Raw genomic sequence first — 13,417 nt, forward strand, 5'->3', positions numbered from 1 at the left:
ACCCCCGGGAGATCCCCCATGGCTCGACTCCACCGCGTCCACGAGAGCGCTGACGCCGTCCGCCCCCGGGCACTGCGGCCCGCCGCCGCGCTGCTCACCATGGGCCTGCTGCTCACCGGCTGCGCCGGCGCGGACGGCGAGCAGACCGAGGACGGCCAGAGCGCCGCCGCCGCCACCGCCCAGGACGGCGGGGCCACCGCCTCCACCACCGGCGGAGCCGAGGCCACCGGCGGAGCCGAGGCCGGCGGCAGCCAGGACACTGTGGCTGAGAGCCAGGGCGAGGGGGCGCCCTCCGTGGATCCGGCCGACTTCCCGGCGTCCAACACCACCGGGCTGACCCGCATGGAGACCCTCAAGGGCACCGGCGTGGTGCCGAAGTCCGTGGTCTCCAACCAGCACGGGCTGATGATCACCAACAACGTGACCTACCGGCACAACGTCGTGCTCTTCGACACCGAGACCCGCGAGGTGGTCCAGGCCCTGGACGACACCGTGGACACGGACGCGATGGGCATCGAGGGCCTGTCCGGCGTGGTCAGCGGCGCCCCGGTGGAGGCCGCGTGGACCCAGGACGGCCGGTTCGCCTACGTCACCCAGTACGGGCTGTACGACGTGGGCGCGGAACCGGATGACAACTGCACCGCCGGCTCGGCGATCGCCCCCTCCCTGGTCTACCGGTACTCGGTGGAGGAGAAGGACTGGGACGCCGCCTACCGCGTGGGCCGGGTGCCCAAGTACGTGGCCCTGTCCCCGGACGAGTCCCGCCTGCTGGTCACCAACTGGTGCGACTCGAACATGACCGTCCTCGACACCGCCTCCGGGGAGACCGAGCACACCATCCCCCTGGACACCATGCCCCGCGGCATCGTCGTGCTGCCGGACAACAAGACCGCTTACGCCACCGCCATGTGGGCGGACAAGCTCTACCGCGTGGACCTGGAGGCCGGCACCTCCGAGGTGGTCATGCACACCGGCAAGAACCCGCGCCACCTCGTCCTGTCCCCGGACGGGAAGACCCTCTACCTGACGCTCTCCGGCGCCGACCAGATCGTGAAGCTGGACGCCGAGACCGGCGAGGTCCTCGACAGCGCGCCGGCCGGGGACGAGCCGCGCTCCATGGACATCTCCACCGACGGCACGGCCCTCTACGTGGTGAACTACTACGATTCCACGCTGACCAAGATCGACGCCGAGACCCTCGAGATCATCGACACGGCACCGGCCGGCGTCCACGCCGTCGGCGTCACCTACGACGAGCCCTCCGGCGAGGTCTGGGTGGCCAACTACGGCGGCACCATCGACATCTACGACGACACCGACGGGGTGGGCCCGCGTGCCGGCGGCACCGCGAAGGCCTCGTCGGACACCGCAGGGGGGTGACCCCGCCCCCGGTCGTCGGACACGACGAAGGCCCCGGATCCATGATCCGGGGCCTTCGTCCACGTGGTGCGCGAGGGGGGACTTGAACCCCCACGTCCTTTCGAACACTGGCACCTGAAGCCAGCGCGTCTACCTATTCCGCCACTCGCGCGAGCGGCTTCCTCATCCGGTGCCGCGGAAACACGGTACCCGCCGAGGCAGCGAGGAACAGCCTACACCGGCCCGCAGCGCCCCCGCAACTCGCCCCCCGGGCGACGGCTCGGCCGGTCACCCGTTCACCCGGTCACCCGGTCGACGCCCCGCCGCCTCCCAGGCCGGACCCGTACTATCGGACGGACGACCACTTTCGGAGAGGAGCCCCGGTCCGTGGGACTTCTGGACAACCTCGAGCGTGGCCTCGAGAAGGCGGTGCGCTCGGCCTTCTCCGCCGGCGGCGCCCGGGCGGTGCAGCCGGTGGAGATCGCGTCCGCCCTCCGGCAGGAGATGGACGACGAGTCGTTCGCCCTGTCCGAGGGCCATACGGTGGCGCCCAACGACTTCACGGTGCACTTCTCCCCCGCGGACTTCGAGCGCGCCCGCACGTGGGGCAGCACCCTGGCCAGCGAGCTGTGCGACGAGGTCATCCGCCACGCCCAGGCCCAGGGCTACTCCCTCCCCGGCTCCGTCCGGGTGGCCTTCCACGCGGACGACGCCGTCCGCCCCGGCCGCATCGACGTCGTCTCCCGCCTCGACGACGGCTCCCGGACGCAGGCCCCCGCGGTCGCCCCGGCCCCGCAGGCCCGGCCGGCCGCCCCGGCCCGGCCGACGGCCTCCGCCGAGGCCCTCGACGGCGCCCCGCACCGCAGCGCCTCGGCGCCCCGCCGCGCGTCGTCCCCGGCCGCCCCCGCAGCGCGGCCCGCGCCCCGCGTCCCCTCGCCGGCGCCGAGGTCCGCCCCGGCTCGGCCGCCGGCCTCCGCCGACGACGCGACCCTCGTGATGCCCCGCGGCGGCGGCCGTCCCCGTCCGGCCGTGCCTGCGCTCGAGTTCGACGGCCGGATGCACCCGATCTCGCTCGAGGACATGGTGGTGGGCCGTTCGCCGGAGCAGGCGGACATCGTGGTCCCGGACTCCTCGGTCTCGCGCCGCCACCTGCGCCTGGTGCGAGTGGGCGCGGTGGTCACACTGATCGACCTCGGCAGCCGCAACGGCGTGGCGGTGGACGGGCGTCGCGTTGACGGCTCCACGGTGCTGCGCGAGGGTGATCGCATCACCGTGGGCCGGACCGAGATGGTCTTCCACGCCGACGCCACCGACGGGAGGACCCCCCAGTGAACGAGCTCGCCGTCGCCGTGCTCCGCCTCGGGCTCCTGCTGGCCCTGTGGGTGCTGATCCTGTCGATCGTCATGTCCCAGGGCCGGGACCTCGTGGTGGGCCGGCGCAACAAGACCCGTCTCGAGCAGGCCCGGCACGACGCCGGCCTGGTCACCGCCGTGCCCGCCGCCGGGGCGCACGCCGCCTCCGCGGACCGGCCGGCGCCCCGCCCCGCCGCGGAGGCGCGCTCCGCGGCGCCCGTGGTGCCCGCCCCGCGCCTGCCGCGCACCCTGCGGGTGACCGAGGGCCCGCTCGCCGGGCGCACCGTGGCCCTCGACGGCCCCGTGCTGCTGGGCCGCGCCGAGGACGCGGACCTGGTCCTCGAGGACGACTACGCCTCCGGTCGTCACGCCCGCCTGTTCCCGCAGGGCACCCGCTGGTTCCTCGAGGACCTGGGCTCCACGAACGGCACCTACGTGGACGGCGACCCCGTCACCCGCGCCCTGCCGCTGGGCCCGGGCTCCGCCCTGCGCATCGGCAAGACCGTCATGGTCCTCGAGGACTGACCCCGCATGCCCCTCGTCCTCCGCTACGCCGCACGCTCCGACGTCGGCCGCGTGCGCGCCAAGAACGACGACTCCGCGTACGTGGGCCGTCACCTCGCCGTGCTCGCCGACGGCATGGGCGGGCACGTGGGCGGCGACGTCGCGAGCGCCTCCACCGTGCTGGACCTGGCCCCCCTGGACGACGTGGGCTACGAGGACCCGGCCACCGTGCTGCCGGACGAGATCCAGAACGCGAACCTGGTGCTCAACGAACTGGTGCACGCCAACCCCAAGCTGGCCGGCATGGGCACCACGTGCACGGCCGCCCTGCTGGCGGGGACCACGCTGCACATGGCGCACATCGGCGACTCCCGCGCGTACCGCCTCCAGGACGGCGCGTTCTCGCAGGTCACCCGGGACCACACCTTCGTGCAGAAGCTCGTGGACGAGGGCCGGCTCTCCCCCGAGGAGGCCCAGCACCACCCCAACAAGAACGTGCTCATGCGGGTGCTGGGGGACGTGGACGCCTCCCCCGAGCTGGACGTGTTCGAGGTCCCCGTGGTCCCCGGCGAGCGGTGGCTGCTCTGCTCCGACGGCCTCACGGACGTGGTCCCCGTGACCCGCATCCAGGAGGTCCTGGCCGGTGCCGGCGCGCTCAACGAGGCCGTGGACACCCTCGTGGACCTCACCCTGGCCGGCGGTGCGCCGGACAACGTGACCATCGTGGTGTTCGAGGTGGCCGAGGGCAGCCCCGAGGAGCTCGCCCCGCCGCCCGAGGTGCACCTGTCCGAACAGGCCCTGGCCGCCGCGCGCCCCACCGAGCGCGGGCCCGTCTCCGGCCGCCTCCTGCGCGAGGACCTGGCCGCCCGCCCCCACCTGCTCGTGGGCGCCGCGAACTCCGCCGTGCGCACGGACCGGATCCCCGTGGTCACCCGCGGCGCCACCCTCCGCCGCTCCTCCGCCCTGCTCGGGGAGAGCCCGGTACCCGAGAACCGGCCCCGCCGCACCGCCGCCCTCCTCACGGCCGGCTCCGCCGCCGGAAGCGCCGCCGCCCCCGCCGCCCCGGCGTCCCCCTCTCCCACGGTCGCGGACGACGCCGGCCCGGGCCGCACGTCCGCGGCCGCCCCGGCCGCCCCGGGGCCGGGAGCGGAGGACGGGCCTCCCGCGGAGGGGCGCACCGCCGGAGCCGAGCCCGCGTCGGCGGGCCCCGCCGCGGGCGACGCCGGCGCCGGGCGGGGGCGCCGTCGTCGTGACCGTCCCGTGGAGTACCGCCGCGGCTGGTTCATCCCCGTGTTCACGGCGCTGCTCGCCCTGATCCTGGGGGCCGTGCTGCTGTGGGGCTACCTGTGGACCCAGACCCAGTACTACGTGGGCGAGGACCAGGGCCGGGTGGCGGTCTTCAAGGGCGTCCCGCAGACCCTCGGGCCGGTGGAGCTGTCCCGGGTGGACCGCACCACCGACGTCCCCCTGGACCGGCTGCCCGCCTACGCCCAGGACCGCGTCCGGCAGGGCATGCCCGCCCGGGACCTCGGCCACGCGGACCAGATCGTCGGCGAGCTGCAGGAGACCGCCGGCGCCCCCGTGGACGGGGGTGGGACGCCGTGACCGAGGTGATCTCCCCGGCCCGTCCCCGCCGCACCACCGAGCTGGTGCTGCTGGTGGCGGCGGTCGCCGTCGCCCTCGGCGCGGACCTGCTCGGCGTGCTCTCCACCTCCGGCACCGTGGGCGAGTCCTCCTGGGTGCCGATCGCGGTGCTCGGCGCCGCCGGCCTGGTGCTCCACGTGGTGCTGCGCCTGCGCGCGCGGTACGCCGACCCCTTCATCCTGCCGATCGCGATCCTGCTCAACGGGCTCGGCCTGGCGGTGATCCACCGGCTCAGCGCGGACACCGCGGCCGCCCGGCCGACCCCCCAGCTGGTGTGGTCCGTGCTCGCGATCACCGTGGCCGCCGTGCTCGTGCTCCTGCTGCGGGACCACCGGCTGCTGCGCCGCTGGCCCTACCTGTTCCTGGCCGCCTCCGGCGTCCTGCTCCTGCTGCCGCTGGTGCCCGGCCTCGGCCTCACCGCCAACGGCGCGCGCATCTGGATCGACCTGGGCGTGGGCACCTTCCAGCCCGGCGAGGTCGCCAAGATCACCCTGGCGGTGTTCTTCGCCGGGTACCTCTCCACCAACCGCGACCTGATCCTGCTGGCCGGTCGCCGCGTGGGCCCGGTGTCCTTCCCCCGCGTGCAGGACCTCGGCCCCCTGCTGGTGGCGTGGTTCGTGGCCCTGGGCGTGCTCGTGTTCCAGCGGGACCTGGGGTCGGCCCTGCTGTTCTTCGGCATGTTCATGGCCATGCTCTACATCGCCACCTCGCGGGCCTCCTGGATCCTGCTGGGCCTGGCGCTCGTGGGCATGGGGGCGGCGGTGGCGTTCCTGTTCCTGCCGCACGTGACGGCCCGCTTCCAGATCTGGCTCAACGCGTTCGACTCCGAGATCTACAACCGCGACTTCGGCGGCTCCTACCAGGTGGTGCAGGGCCTGTTCGCGATGGCCTCCGGCGGCCTGCTGGGCACCGGCCTCGGGGCCGGCAACCCCACGCAGGTCCCGCTCGCCTTCTCGGACATGATCCTCGCCGCGATCGGCGAGGAGCTCGGCTTCGTGGGCCTGTCCGGCGTGCTGATGCTCTACCTGCTGCTGGTGACCCGCATGGTGCGCGCCGCCCTGGGCGTGCGGGACGCGTTCGGCAAGGTGCTGGCCGCCGGCCTGGCGTTCACCATGGCCTGGCAGATCTTCGTGGTGATGGGCGGCGTGACCCTCGTCCTCCCGCTCACGGGCCTGACCACCCCGTTCCTGGCCGCCGGCGGCTCCTCGCTGCTGGCCAACTGGATCATCCTGGCGCTCGTGCTGCGGATCTCCCATGCCGCTCGCCGGCCCGCCGTGGTGGACGGCATGGTCAACGCCTCCGGCCCCGGCGCCGGCCTGCTCGACCCGGGCGCCGAGCGCCCCCTGACCGGACCCCGCCCCCGGGTCCCCGCGGGAGGTGAGGGCCGGTGAACGAGGCGATCCGACGCACGTGGCTCGTGATGGTGGGCATGTTCCTGGTGCTGGCCGTGGCGGCCTCCGTGATCCAGGTGGTGGCCGCCGAGCCGCTCAAGGACCACCGGCTCAACAGCCGGCAGATAGTGCTGGAGTTCGGCGCGCCCCGCGGGCCGATCCTGGTGGACGGCGAGCCGATCGCGGAGTCCGTGGAGTCCGGTGACGCCTACAACTACCAGCGCATCTACCAGGACTCCCGGATGTGGGCGCCGCTGACGGGCTTCTACTCGCTCGTCTACACCACCGACGGCCTGGAGGAGGCGATGGACGACCGGCTCGCCGGCACCTCCAGCTCCCAGTTCCTGGACCGTGCCCTGCAGATCGTCACGGGCGCCACGCCCGAGGGGGACCAGGTGGAGCTGACCCTGGACCGCGACCTGCAGCGGCTGGCGTACGACTCCATCCCCGATGGCACGAAGGGCTCCGTGGTGGTCACCGAGCCGTCCACCGGACGGATCCTGGCGATGGCCTCCAAGCCCAGCTTCGACGCGAACGCCCTGTCCTCCCACAGCCGGACCGACTCCGTGCAGGCCATGAACGCGTACACCGCGGTCCCCGGTCTCGACGTGCGACGCAACCGCCCCGCGGAGCAGCGCGTCTCCCCCGGCTCCACGTTCAAGCTCGTGGACCTCGTGGCCATGCTCGAGTCCGGCGACTACGCCCCGGACCAGACCCTGGAGGTCCCCGCCCGCTGGACGCTGCCCGGCACGCCCGCGCAGATGTCCAACTTCGCCGGCGGCCCGTGCAACGACGTCGGCTCGGCCACCCTGACCTGGATCGTGGCGCACTCGTGCAACACGCCGTTCGCCCAGGCCGCGGTGGAGCTGGGCCAGGACCGGATCCGGGAGACGGCCGAGCGGTTCGGCTTCAACGACTCCGGGGAGATCCCGCTGCCCGTCACCGAGTCCGTGTTCCCCGAGGACCTGGACGACGCCGCCCTCGCGCAGTCCGCGATCGGCCAGCGGGACGTGCAGGCCACGGCACTGCAGATGACCATGGTGTCCATGGGCATCGCCAACGGCGGCGTGGTCATGGAGCCGGAGATGGTGGAGACGGTGCGGCGCCCGGACCTGACGGTGGTCTCCGAGTTCGCCCCCCGCGAGCGCGGCCGGGCGATGGACGCGGACGTGGCCGAGCAGATCGCGAGGATGATGGAGGCCACGGTCCAGGAGGGCACGGCCTCCGCGGCCCGCTCGGACGTCGTGCGGATCGCGGCGAAGACCGGCACGGCGGAGAAGGACGGCTCGGAGAACGTGAACACGTGGGTCACCGGGTTCGCCCCCGTGGAGGACCCGCAGGTGGCCGTCACGGTGGTCTACGAGGACCAGAACGAGGATTCCGCCCATTCGACGGCGGTGGAGAGCATGCAGAGCATCATGGAAGCGGTGGTCGTGGAATGAGGCCGACATCGGGCATCACCCTGGGCGGCAGGTACCAGCTGACCGATCGCATCGCGATCGGCGGCATGGGCGAGGTCTGGAAGGCGCGGGACAAGGTCCTGGGCCGGATGACCGCCGTGAAGATCCTCAAGGAGGAGTACACGGGCGACCCCAACTTCCTCCGCCGGTTCCGCGCCGAGGCGCAGCACACCGCGCTGCTGAACCATCCCGGCGTCGCGAACGTGTACGACTACGGCGAGGAGAAGGGCTCCGCGTACCTCGTCATGGAGCTGGTCCCGGGGCAGCCCCTGTCCGCGATCCTCGAGAAGGACTCGACGCTCTCCACGGACCGCACGCTCAGCATCATCCGGCAGACCGCGGCCGCGCTCTCCGCCGCGCACGCCCAGGGCCTGGTGCACCGGGACGTCAAGCCCGGCAACCTGATGATCACCCCCACCGGCCGGGTGAAGGTCACGGACTTCGGCATCGCCCGCCTCGCGGACCAGGTCCCGCTCACCGCCACGGGCCAGGTCATGGGCACGGCCCAGTACCTGGCACCCGAGCAGGCCACGGGGCAGCAGGCCACGGGCGCCTCGGACATCTACTCGCTGGGCATCATCGGCTACGAGGCCCTGGCCGGGCGCCGCCCGTTCACCGGCGAGTCCCAGATCGCGATCGCGCTCGCCCAGGTCAACGACACGCCCCCGGCCCTGCCGGAGACCGTGCCGGCGCCCGTGCGCGCGCTGATCATGTGCATGCTCTCGAAGGACCCGCGGGAGCGCCCGGCGGACGCCACCGTGCTCTCCGAGGCGGCCGAGGCGCTGCGCCGCAAGGACGTGGAGGGCGCCGTCGACGCCGTCCCGGGGCTCGCGGCGTTCCTCGCCGCCGAGGGCGTGGACGTCCCCGGCGACGCGGAGACCGCGGCGCTCGACACCGCCCCGGCCCCCGGGACCCGGCCGGAGGGCGCGGTCACCGCCCCGGTCCCCCGCACCGTGGACCGGACGCCCAGCACCGCGACCCTGCCCGTGCTGGGCGCCGCGGGCGCGGCGGCGGGCGCCGGCCTGGCCGGCGCCGCCGCGGCGGGGTCCGCGGACGTGTCCGCCACCCGTGACCCGCGCGCGGCCGCCGAGCCCGGCCCCACGCCCCGTCCGACGCCGGCCGCGACCACCGGGTCCGCCGGAGCGGGGGCCTCCGTGCCCCGCACCGCACGTCCGGGCCGGCGCAACCGCTGGCCCCTGTTCGCCCTGCTGGCGCTGCTGGCGTTCGCCGTGCTCGGCGCGCTGCTCTGGCCGGCCCTCACGGGCGGCCGGGCGGGTGCCGGGGCGGCCGCGACCTCCTCGGCGGCGATCTCGCTCCGGGCCGAGGACTACGAGGGCCGGCCCGCGGCGGACGCGCGCCGCGAGCTGGAGGGCCTGGGCCTGACCGTCCAGGAGACCGAGCGGGACGACCGGGCCGCGCAGGGCACCGTGGTGGGGGTGAACCCCGTGGGCGCGCTCCAGCGCGGGGACGTCGTCACCCTGGCCGTCTCGACGGGCGCCGGCACGGTCCCGCAGGACCTGGTGGGCCAGCCGGTGGACACGGTCACCTCGATGCTGCGCGCGCTCGGGTTCTCCGTGGACCGCGTGGACGACCCCGCGGCGGACGGCGCCGCGGGCGAGGTGGTGCGCGTGGTGCCCGGCGAGGGCGAGCGCCACCGGTTCGACACCCCGGTGCAGGTGATCGTCGCCGGCGGCGGCGGCCAGGACGCGCCGTCCTCGGCACCCGCGCCCGCCCCGGCCACGACGCGGGAGCCCGCGACGGATCCGGCTCCGAGCGCTGAGCCGTCCCCCGGCACCCCCGACGACGGCGACGGTGCCCAGACCTCCGCCCCGGCGCCCACCGAGGAGCAGAGCCCGACCGCCCCGGCGGAGGACCCCGCGACCCCCACCGAGGAGCCGGGCGCGGAGCCCTCGCCCGGTCCGGCCCCGACCTCCGAGTCCCCCTCCGCCCAGCCCTCCCCCGACCCGACCGCCGAGCCGACCGCCGAGCCGAGCGCGGACCCCACGAGCACCGAGGCCACGGGGCCCGACGGGGGTCCCACCCCGGCGCCCGCCGGCTGACGGGCCGGCCCGGAGACCCCCGTGCCCCAGCAGTGCATCCTCCACGAGCGGTACCGCGTCGACGAGCTGATCGGCCGCGGCGGGATGGCCGACGTCCTCCGCGGCCACGACCTGCGGCTGAACCGGACCGTCGCGGTGAAGATGATGCGCCCCGACCTGGCCCGGGACCCCGCGTTCCAGGCGCGGTTCCGGCAGGAGGCACGGCACGCGGCCTCGCTCAACCACCCGTGCGTGGTGTCGGTGTACGACACGGGGGCCGCGCTCCTGGACGACGGGCTGCACCCCGTGGAGTGCCCCTACCTGGTCATGGAGCACGTGGACGGCCACACCCTCCGGGAGCGCCTGCAGGAGGGCGAGGTCACCTGGCGTGAGGCGGTGCGGTGGACCTCGGGACTGCTCGAGGCGCTGGCCCACGCGCACGCGCAGGGCGTGGTCCACCGGGACGTGAAGCCGGCCAACGTCATGATCTCCCGGTCCGGGGCCGTCAAGGTGATGGACTTCGGGATCGCCCGGGCGCTGTCGGACACCTCCGCCCACACGGGGCAGACCCAGGCCGTGGTGGGCACGGCCCTGTACCTGCCGCCCGAGCAGGCGCAGGGGGCGCGCGTGGACCCCCGCTCGGACCTCTACGCGGCGGGCTGCGTGCTGTTCGAGCTGCTCACGGGGCGCCCGCCGTTCACGGGGGACACGCCCCTGGCCATCGCCTACCAGCACGTGCGGGAGGAGCCCCCGACCCCGTCCGCGGTGGACCCCTCCCTGCCGGAGGCGTTCGACGCCGTCGTCCTGCGCGCGCTGGAGAAGGACCCCGCCCGCCGGCACCCGGACGCCGCCGCCCTGCTCGCCGACCTGGAGGCGGCCGCGGCCCGCGCCGAGGACGCCCGGGCCGGGGAGGCGCGGACGCAGGCCCTGCCCGCCGCGCCGGACGTCGACGGCGGGTCCCCCGTCCCGTCCGCGGGCGCCTCCCCCGCGACGACGCCGGCCGCGGCGGTCGGGGAGCCGGCCTCGGAGCACCACGCGGTGGCCGGGGCGGACGTCCCCGGGGCTCCCTCCGCGACGCAGCTGGCCGCGGCGGCCACCGTGGGCGCCACGGGTCCGTCGACCGGCCCGATCGCCGTCGGCCGCACGGGCGAGCCCACCGGGGGCGTGCCCGTGGTCGCGGCGGCGGCCCCGCCCGAGGCGCGGCGGGGGCGGTCCTGGCCGCTGGTGGCGGCGCTCGCCGCGGCCCTGGCCGTGGCCGTGCTGGTGTGGACCCTCGTCGGCCGTCCGGACACCGTCACCATGCCGGACCTGGAGGACGCCACGGAGACGCAGGCGGTGTCCCGGCTGGCGGGTCTCGGACTCGAGGCCGTGGTCCGGACGGACGCCGGCGCCGTCGGCCCGGCCGGGCGGGTGGTGAGCACGGACCCCACCGCCGGCGCGCGCGTGGAGGGGGGCTCGCGGGTGGCCCTGACCGTCGCCGGAGGAGGGACGCAGGTGCTCCTGCCCCCGCGCCTGCGGGGCATGCCGGAGGCACGGGTCCGCTCCGAGCTGGAGGGGCTCGGCCTGGAGGTGGCCTCGGTGGAGGACACCCACAGCGCGGACGTGGCCCGCGGCGCGCTCGTCCAGACGGAGCCGGCCCTGGGCACCCGGGTGTCCCCCGGCGCGGCCGTGGTGCTCCACGTGTCCGACGGGACCATGCACGTCCCCGACCTCAGGGGCATGACCGGGGCCGACGCCCGCCGCAGCATGGAGACCCTCGCCCCCGAGATGACGCTGCGGTTCCAGAGCGAGGGCGGCTCCGACCCGGAGGACGGGGTGGTGATCCTCCAGGATCCGCCCGCCGGCTCGGACACGGACAACGACGCCGTGCTCACCCTGATCATGTCGGCGGCGGAGGCCCCCACGGCGGAGGCGGTCACGGTCCCGCCCTCCGGGGACCTCGCGGCGCCGGCGCCGCCGGTCGCCGCCGCGGCCGCCCCGGCCGCCCGGCTGCCGGAGGAGGACGATCCGCGCATGTCCACGGTCCTCGGCCCGGTGGTCTCGCCCACCGGACCCCCGCTGCCCGCCGGTGGGGCGGCCTCCTCGGCCGCGGGACGGCTTCCCTCGCCCTCCGTCCCCCCGCGGGCGTCCTCCGCGCCGGTCCCGGCCGATCCGTCGCCCGCCCCCGTGGCGGTCCCGGTCCCCCTCCCGACGCCGTCCGCCTCCGCCCCCACGGACCCCGTGCCGCCGACCTCCGTCCCGACCCCCGTGGACCCCGGACCCTCCACCGGTGGCCCGGCGCCGTCGTCGGAGCCCACCCCGTCCGCGGAGCCGACCCCCTCCGCGGAGCCGACCCCGCCCGCGGACCCCGTGCTCCCGTCGACGCCGGGCGAGCGGCCCTCCTCGGACACGCCCCCCGCGGGCTGAGCCGGCCTCAGCCGGTGCGGTGCACGAGGGGGCTCAGCCGGGCCCCGCGCTCGGCGGCCCCGGTGAGGCCGGCGGACTCGAGCCAGTTACCGAGCATGCGGTGCCCGCCCTCGGTGAGGACGGATTCGGGGTGGAACTGCACGCCCCACAGCGGGGCGGTGCGGTGGGCCAGGCCCATGACCACGCCGTCCTCGGTCTCGGCGGTGATCTCCAGGACGGACTCGTCCACGGTGTCCCGCACCGCCGCCAGCGAGTGGTAGCGGGTGGCGGTGAACGTCTCCGGCAGCCCGGCGAACGTGGGGTGGCCGTGGTGGCGCACGCGGGAGGTCTTGCCGTGCATGAGGGACTCGGCGTGGGTGACGGTGGCCCCGAACGCCTCCGCGATGGCCTGGTGGCCCAGGCACACCCCGAACACCGGCCGTCCGCCGTCCGCGGCGGCGCGGATGAGGTCCAGGGAGATGCCGGCGTCAGCGGGGGCGCCGGGACCCGGGGAGACCAGGACGGCGTCGTGCCCGTCCGCGAGCGCGAGCGCGGCGGGGCCGTCCAGCGCGTCGTTGCGGACCACGGTGGTGCGGGCGCCGAGCTCCTCGAGGTAGCCGACGAGGGTGTAGACGAAGCTGTCGTAGTTGTCCACGACGAGCACGGAGACGGTCTCCCGGCCCGGCTGCGGCTGGCTGTTCACGACGGCGCTCCTCGCTCCCGCCCCCGGGGGACCGGGGTGCTTACACTGGCCGGGACGCGCCCGGGCCTGGACTGTTCCCTGCAGGATATCGCGCGGCGCGGAGCCCGTCCCGGTGGCGCCCCCGCGCGGCCGGGACCGACGACCCACCCGTGACGCCCACCCGGGCAGCTGAGGAGAAGACCGTGGCAGCCACCTCCGGCAAGCGCAAGGACTCGGCCCGCAGGAAGCGGCGCGAGCTCGAGCAGGCCCGTGACCGGGCCCGGGGCGGCGGCGCCTCGGTGACCACGGGGCTCGGCGACGTGGACACCGGCCCCACACCCCTGCCCCGCTGGTACAAGGCCGTGATGTTCGGGCTGCTGATCCTCGGACTGCTGTGGATCGTCGTCTACTACCTCACCCAGGGCCTGTTCCCGATCCCCCAGCTGGCCGGCTGGAACATCCTCGTCGGCTTCGGGATCGCGCTGGTCGGCTTCCTCATGATGTCCCGCTGGAGCGAATGACACGCGTGTGATCCTCCACAGGTGTGGACAGGCCTGTGGATGACGAGCCGCGCCCCGGCGCCCGGCTCCGCCCGTCGTCC

At 75.4% G+C, this 13,417-nt stretch carries 10 protein-coding genes and 1 tRNA gene; 9 read left to right on the forward strand and 2 right to left on the reverse strand.

Features of this window, described 5'->3' with window-relative positions:
• Nucleotides 1-18 precede the first annotated feature (18 nt).
• Entirely contained in the window at nt 19-1,380 is a 1,362-nt protein-coding gene (locus tag BJ976_RS10735) for a YncE family protein (RefSeq protein WP_135030846.1), read from the forward strand.
• A 64-nt stretch (nt 1,381-1,444) separates the two neighbouring features.
• Here BJ976_RS10735 and BJ976_RS10740 read toward each other — a convergent pair.
• Nucleotides 1,445-1,531 (reverse strand) — tRNA-Leu (locus BJ976_RS10740).
• A gap of 215 nt (nt 1,532-1,746) precedes the next feature.
• Between BJ976_RS10740 and BJ976_RS10745 the strand changes: the two genes are divergently transcribed.
• The 7 genes from BJ976_RS10745 to pknB are packed head-to-tail and all read left to right on the forward strand — an operon-like array spanning nt 1,747 to nt 12,155.
• Nucleotides 1,747-2,691, forward strand: a complete 945-nt coding sequence (locus BJ976_RS10745) for an FHA domain-containing protein (RefSeq protein ID WP_184231865.1) — start codon at nt 1,747-1,749, stop codon at nt 2,689-2,691.
• Nucleotides 2,688-3,236, forward strand: a complete 549-nt coding sequence (locus BJ976_RS10750; protein ID WP_135030812.1) for an FHA domain-containing protein FhaB/FipA — start codon at nt 2,688-2,690, stop codon at nt 3,234-3,236. The genes BJ976_RS10745 and BJ976_RS10750 overlap by 4 nt, the downstream gene beginning before the upstream one ends.
• 6 nt (nt 3,237-3,242) lie before the next feature.
• A complete protein-coding gene (locus tag BJ976_RS10755; protein WP_135030813.1) occupies nt 3,243-4,820 on the forward strand; it encodes a PP2C family protein-serine/threonine phosphatase in 1,578 nt (525 codons plus the stop codon).
• Nucleotides 4,817-6,250 (forward strand): FtsW/RodA/SpoVE family cell cycle protein, encoded by a 1,434-nt coding sequence (locus BJ976_RS10760; protein ID WP_184231866.1) that lies wholly within the window; start codon nt 4,817-4,819, stop codon nt 6,248-6,250. The genes BJ976_RS10755 and BJ976_RS10760 overlap by 4 nt, the downstream gene beginning before the upstream one ends.
• On the forward strand, nt 6,247-7,692 hold the full coding sequence (locus BJ976_RS10765) for a penicillin-binding transpeptidase domain-containing protein (protein WP_135030814.1): 1,446 nt from the start codon (nt 6,247-6,249) through the stop codon (nt 7,690-7,692). The genes BJ976_RS10760 and BJ976_RS10765 overlap by 4 nt, the downstream gene beginning before the upstream one ends.
• Nucleotides 7,689-9,770 (forward strand): protein kinase domain-containing protein, encoded by a 2,082-nt coding sequence (locus tag BJ976_RS10770; protein ID WP_135030815.1) that lies wholly within the window; start codon nt 7,689-7,691, stop codon nt 9,768-9,770. The genes BJ976_RS10765 and BJ976_RS10770 overlap by 4 nt, the downstream gene beginning before the upstream one ends.
• A gap of 21 nt (nt 9,771-9,791) precedes the next feature.
• A complete protein-coding gene (gene pknB, locus BJ976_RS10775) occupies nt 9,792-12,155 on the forward strand; it encodes a Stk1 family PASTA domain-containing Ser/Thr kinase (RefSeq protein WP_135030816.1) in 2,364 nt (787 codons plus the stop codon).
• A gap of 7 nt (nt 12,156-12,162) precedes the next feature.
• Here pknB and BJ976_RS10780 read toward each other — a convergent pair whose 3' ends face one another.
• On the reverse strand, nt 12,163-12,837 hold the full coding sequence (locus BJ976_RS10780) for an anthranilate synthase component II (RefSeq protein ID WP_135030817.1): 675 nt from the start codon (nt 12,835-12,837) through the stop codon (nt 12,163-12,165).
• 182 nt (nt 12,838-13,019) lie between these two features.
• On the opposite strand from BJ976_RS10780, the gene BJ976_RS10785 reads away from it, so the two are divergent.
• A complete protein-coding gene (locus BJ976_RS10785) occupies nt 13,020-13,337 on the forward strand; it encodes a cell division protein CrgA (protein WP_135030818.1) in 318 nt (105 codons plus the stop codon).
• Nucleotides 13,338-13,417: the final 80 nt, after the last annotated feature.

Source organism: Micrococcus flavus (assembly GCF_014204815.1).
Classification (GTDB): domain Bacteria; phylum Actinomycetota; class Actinomycetes; order Actinomycetales; family Micrococcaceae; genus Micrococcus; species Micrococcus flavus.

What these genes read in the sequence shown, in the direction of transcription:
- BJ976_RS10735 (WP_135030846.1), top strand. Translation starts at nt 19, where the DNA reads ATGGCTCGACTCCACCGCGTCCACGAGAGCGCTGACGCCGTCCGCCCC.
- BJ976_RS10755 (WP_135030813.1), top strand. Translation starts at nt 3,243, where the DNA reads ATGCCCCTCGTCCTCCGCTACGCCGCACGCTCCGACGTCGGCCGCGTG.
- BJ976_RS10770 (WP_135030815.1), top strand. Translation starts at nt 7,689, where the DNA reads ATGAGGCCGACATCGGGCATCACCCTGGGCGGCAGGTACCAGCTGACC.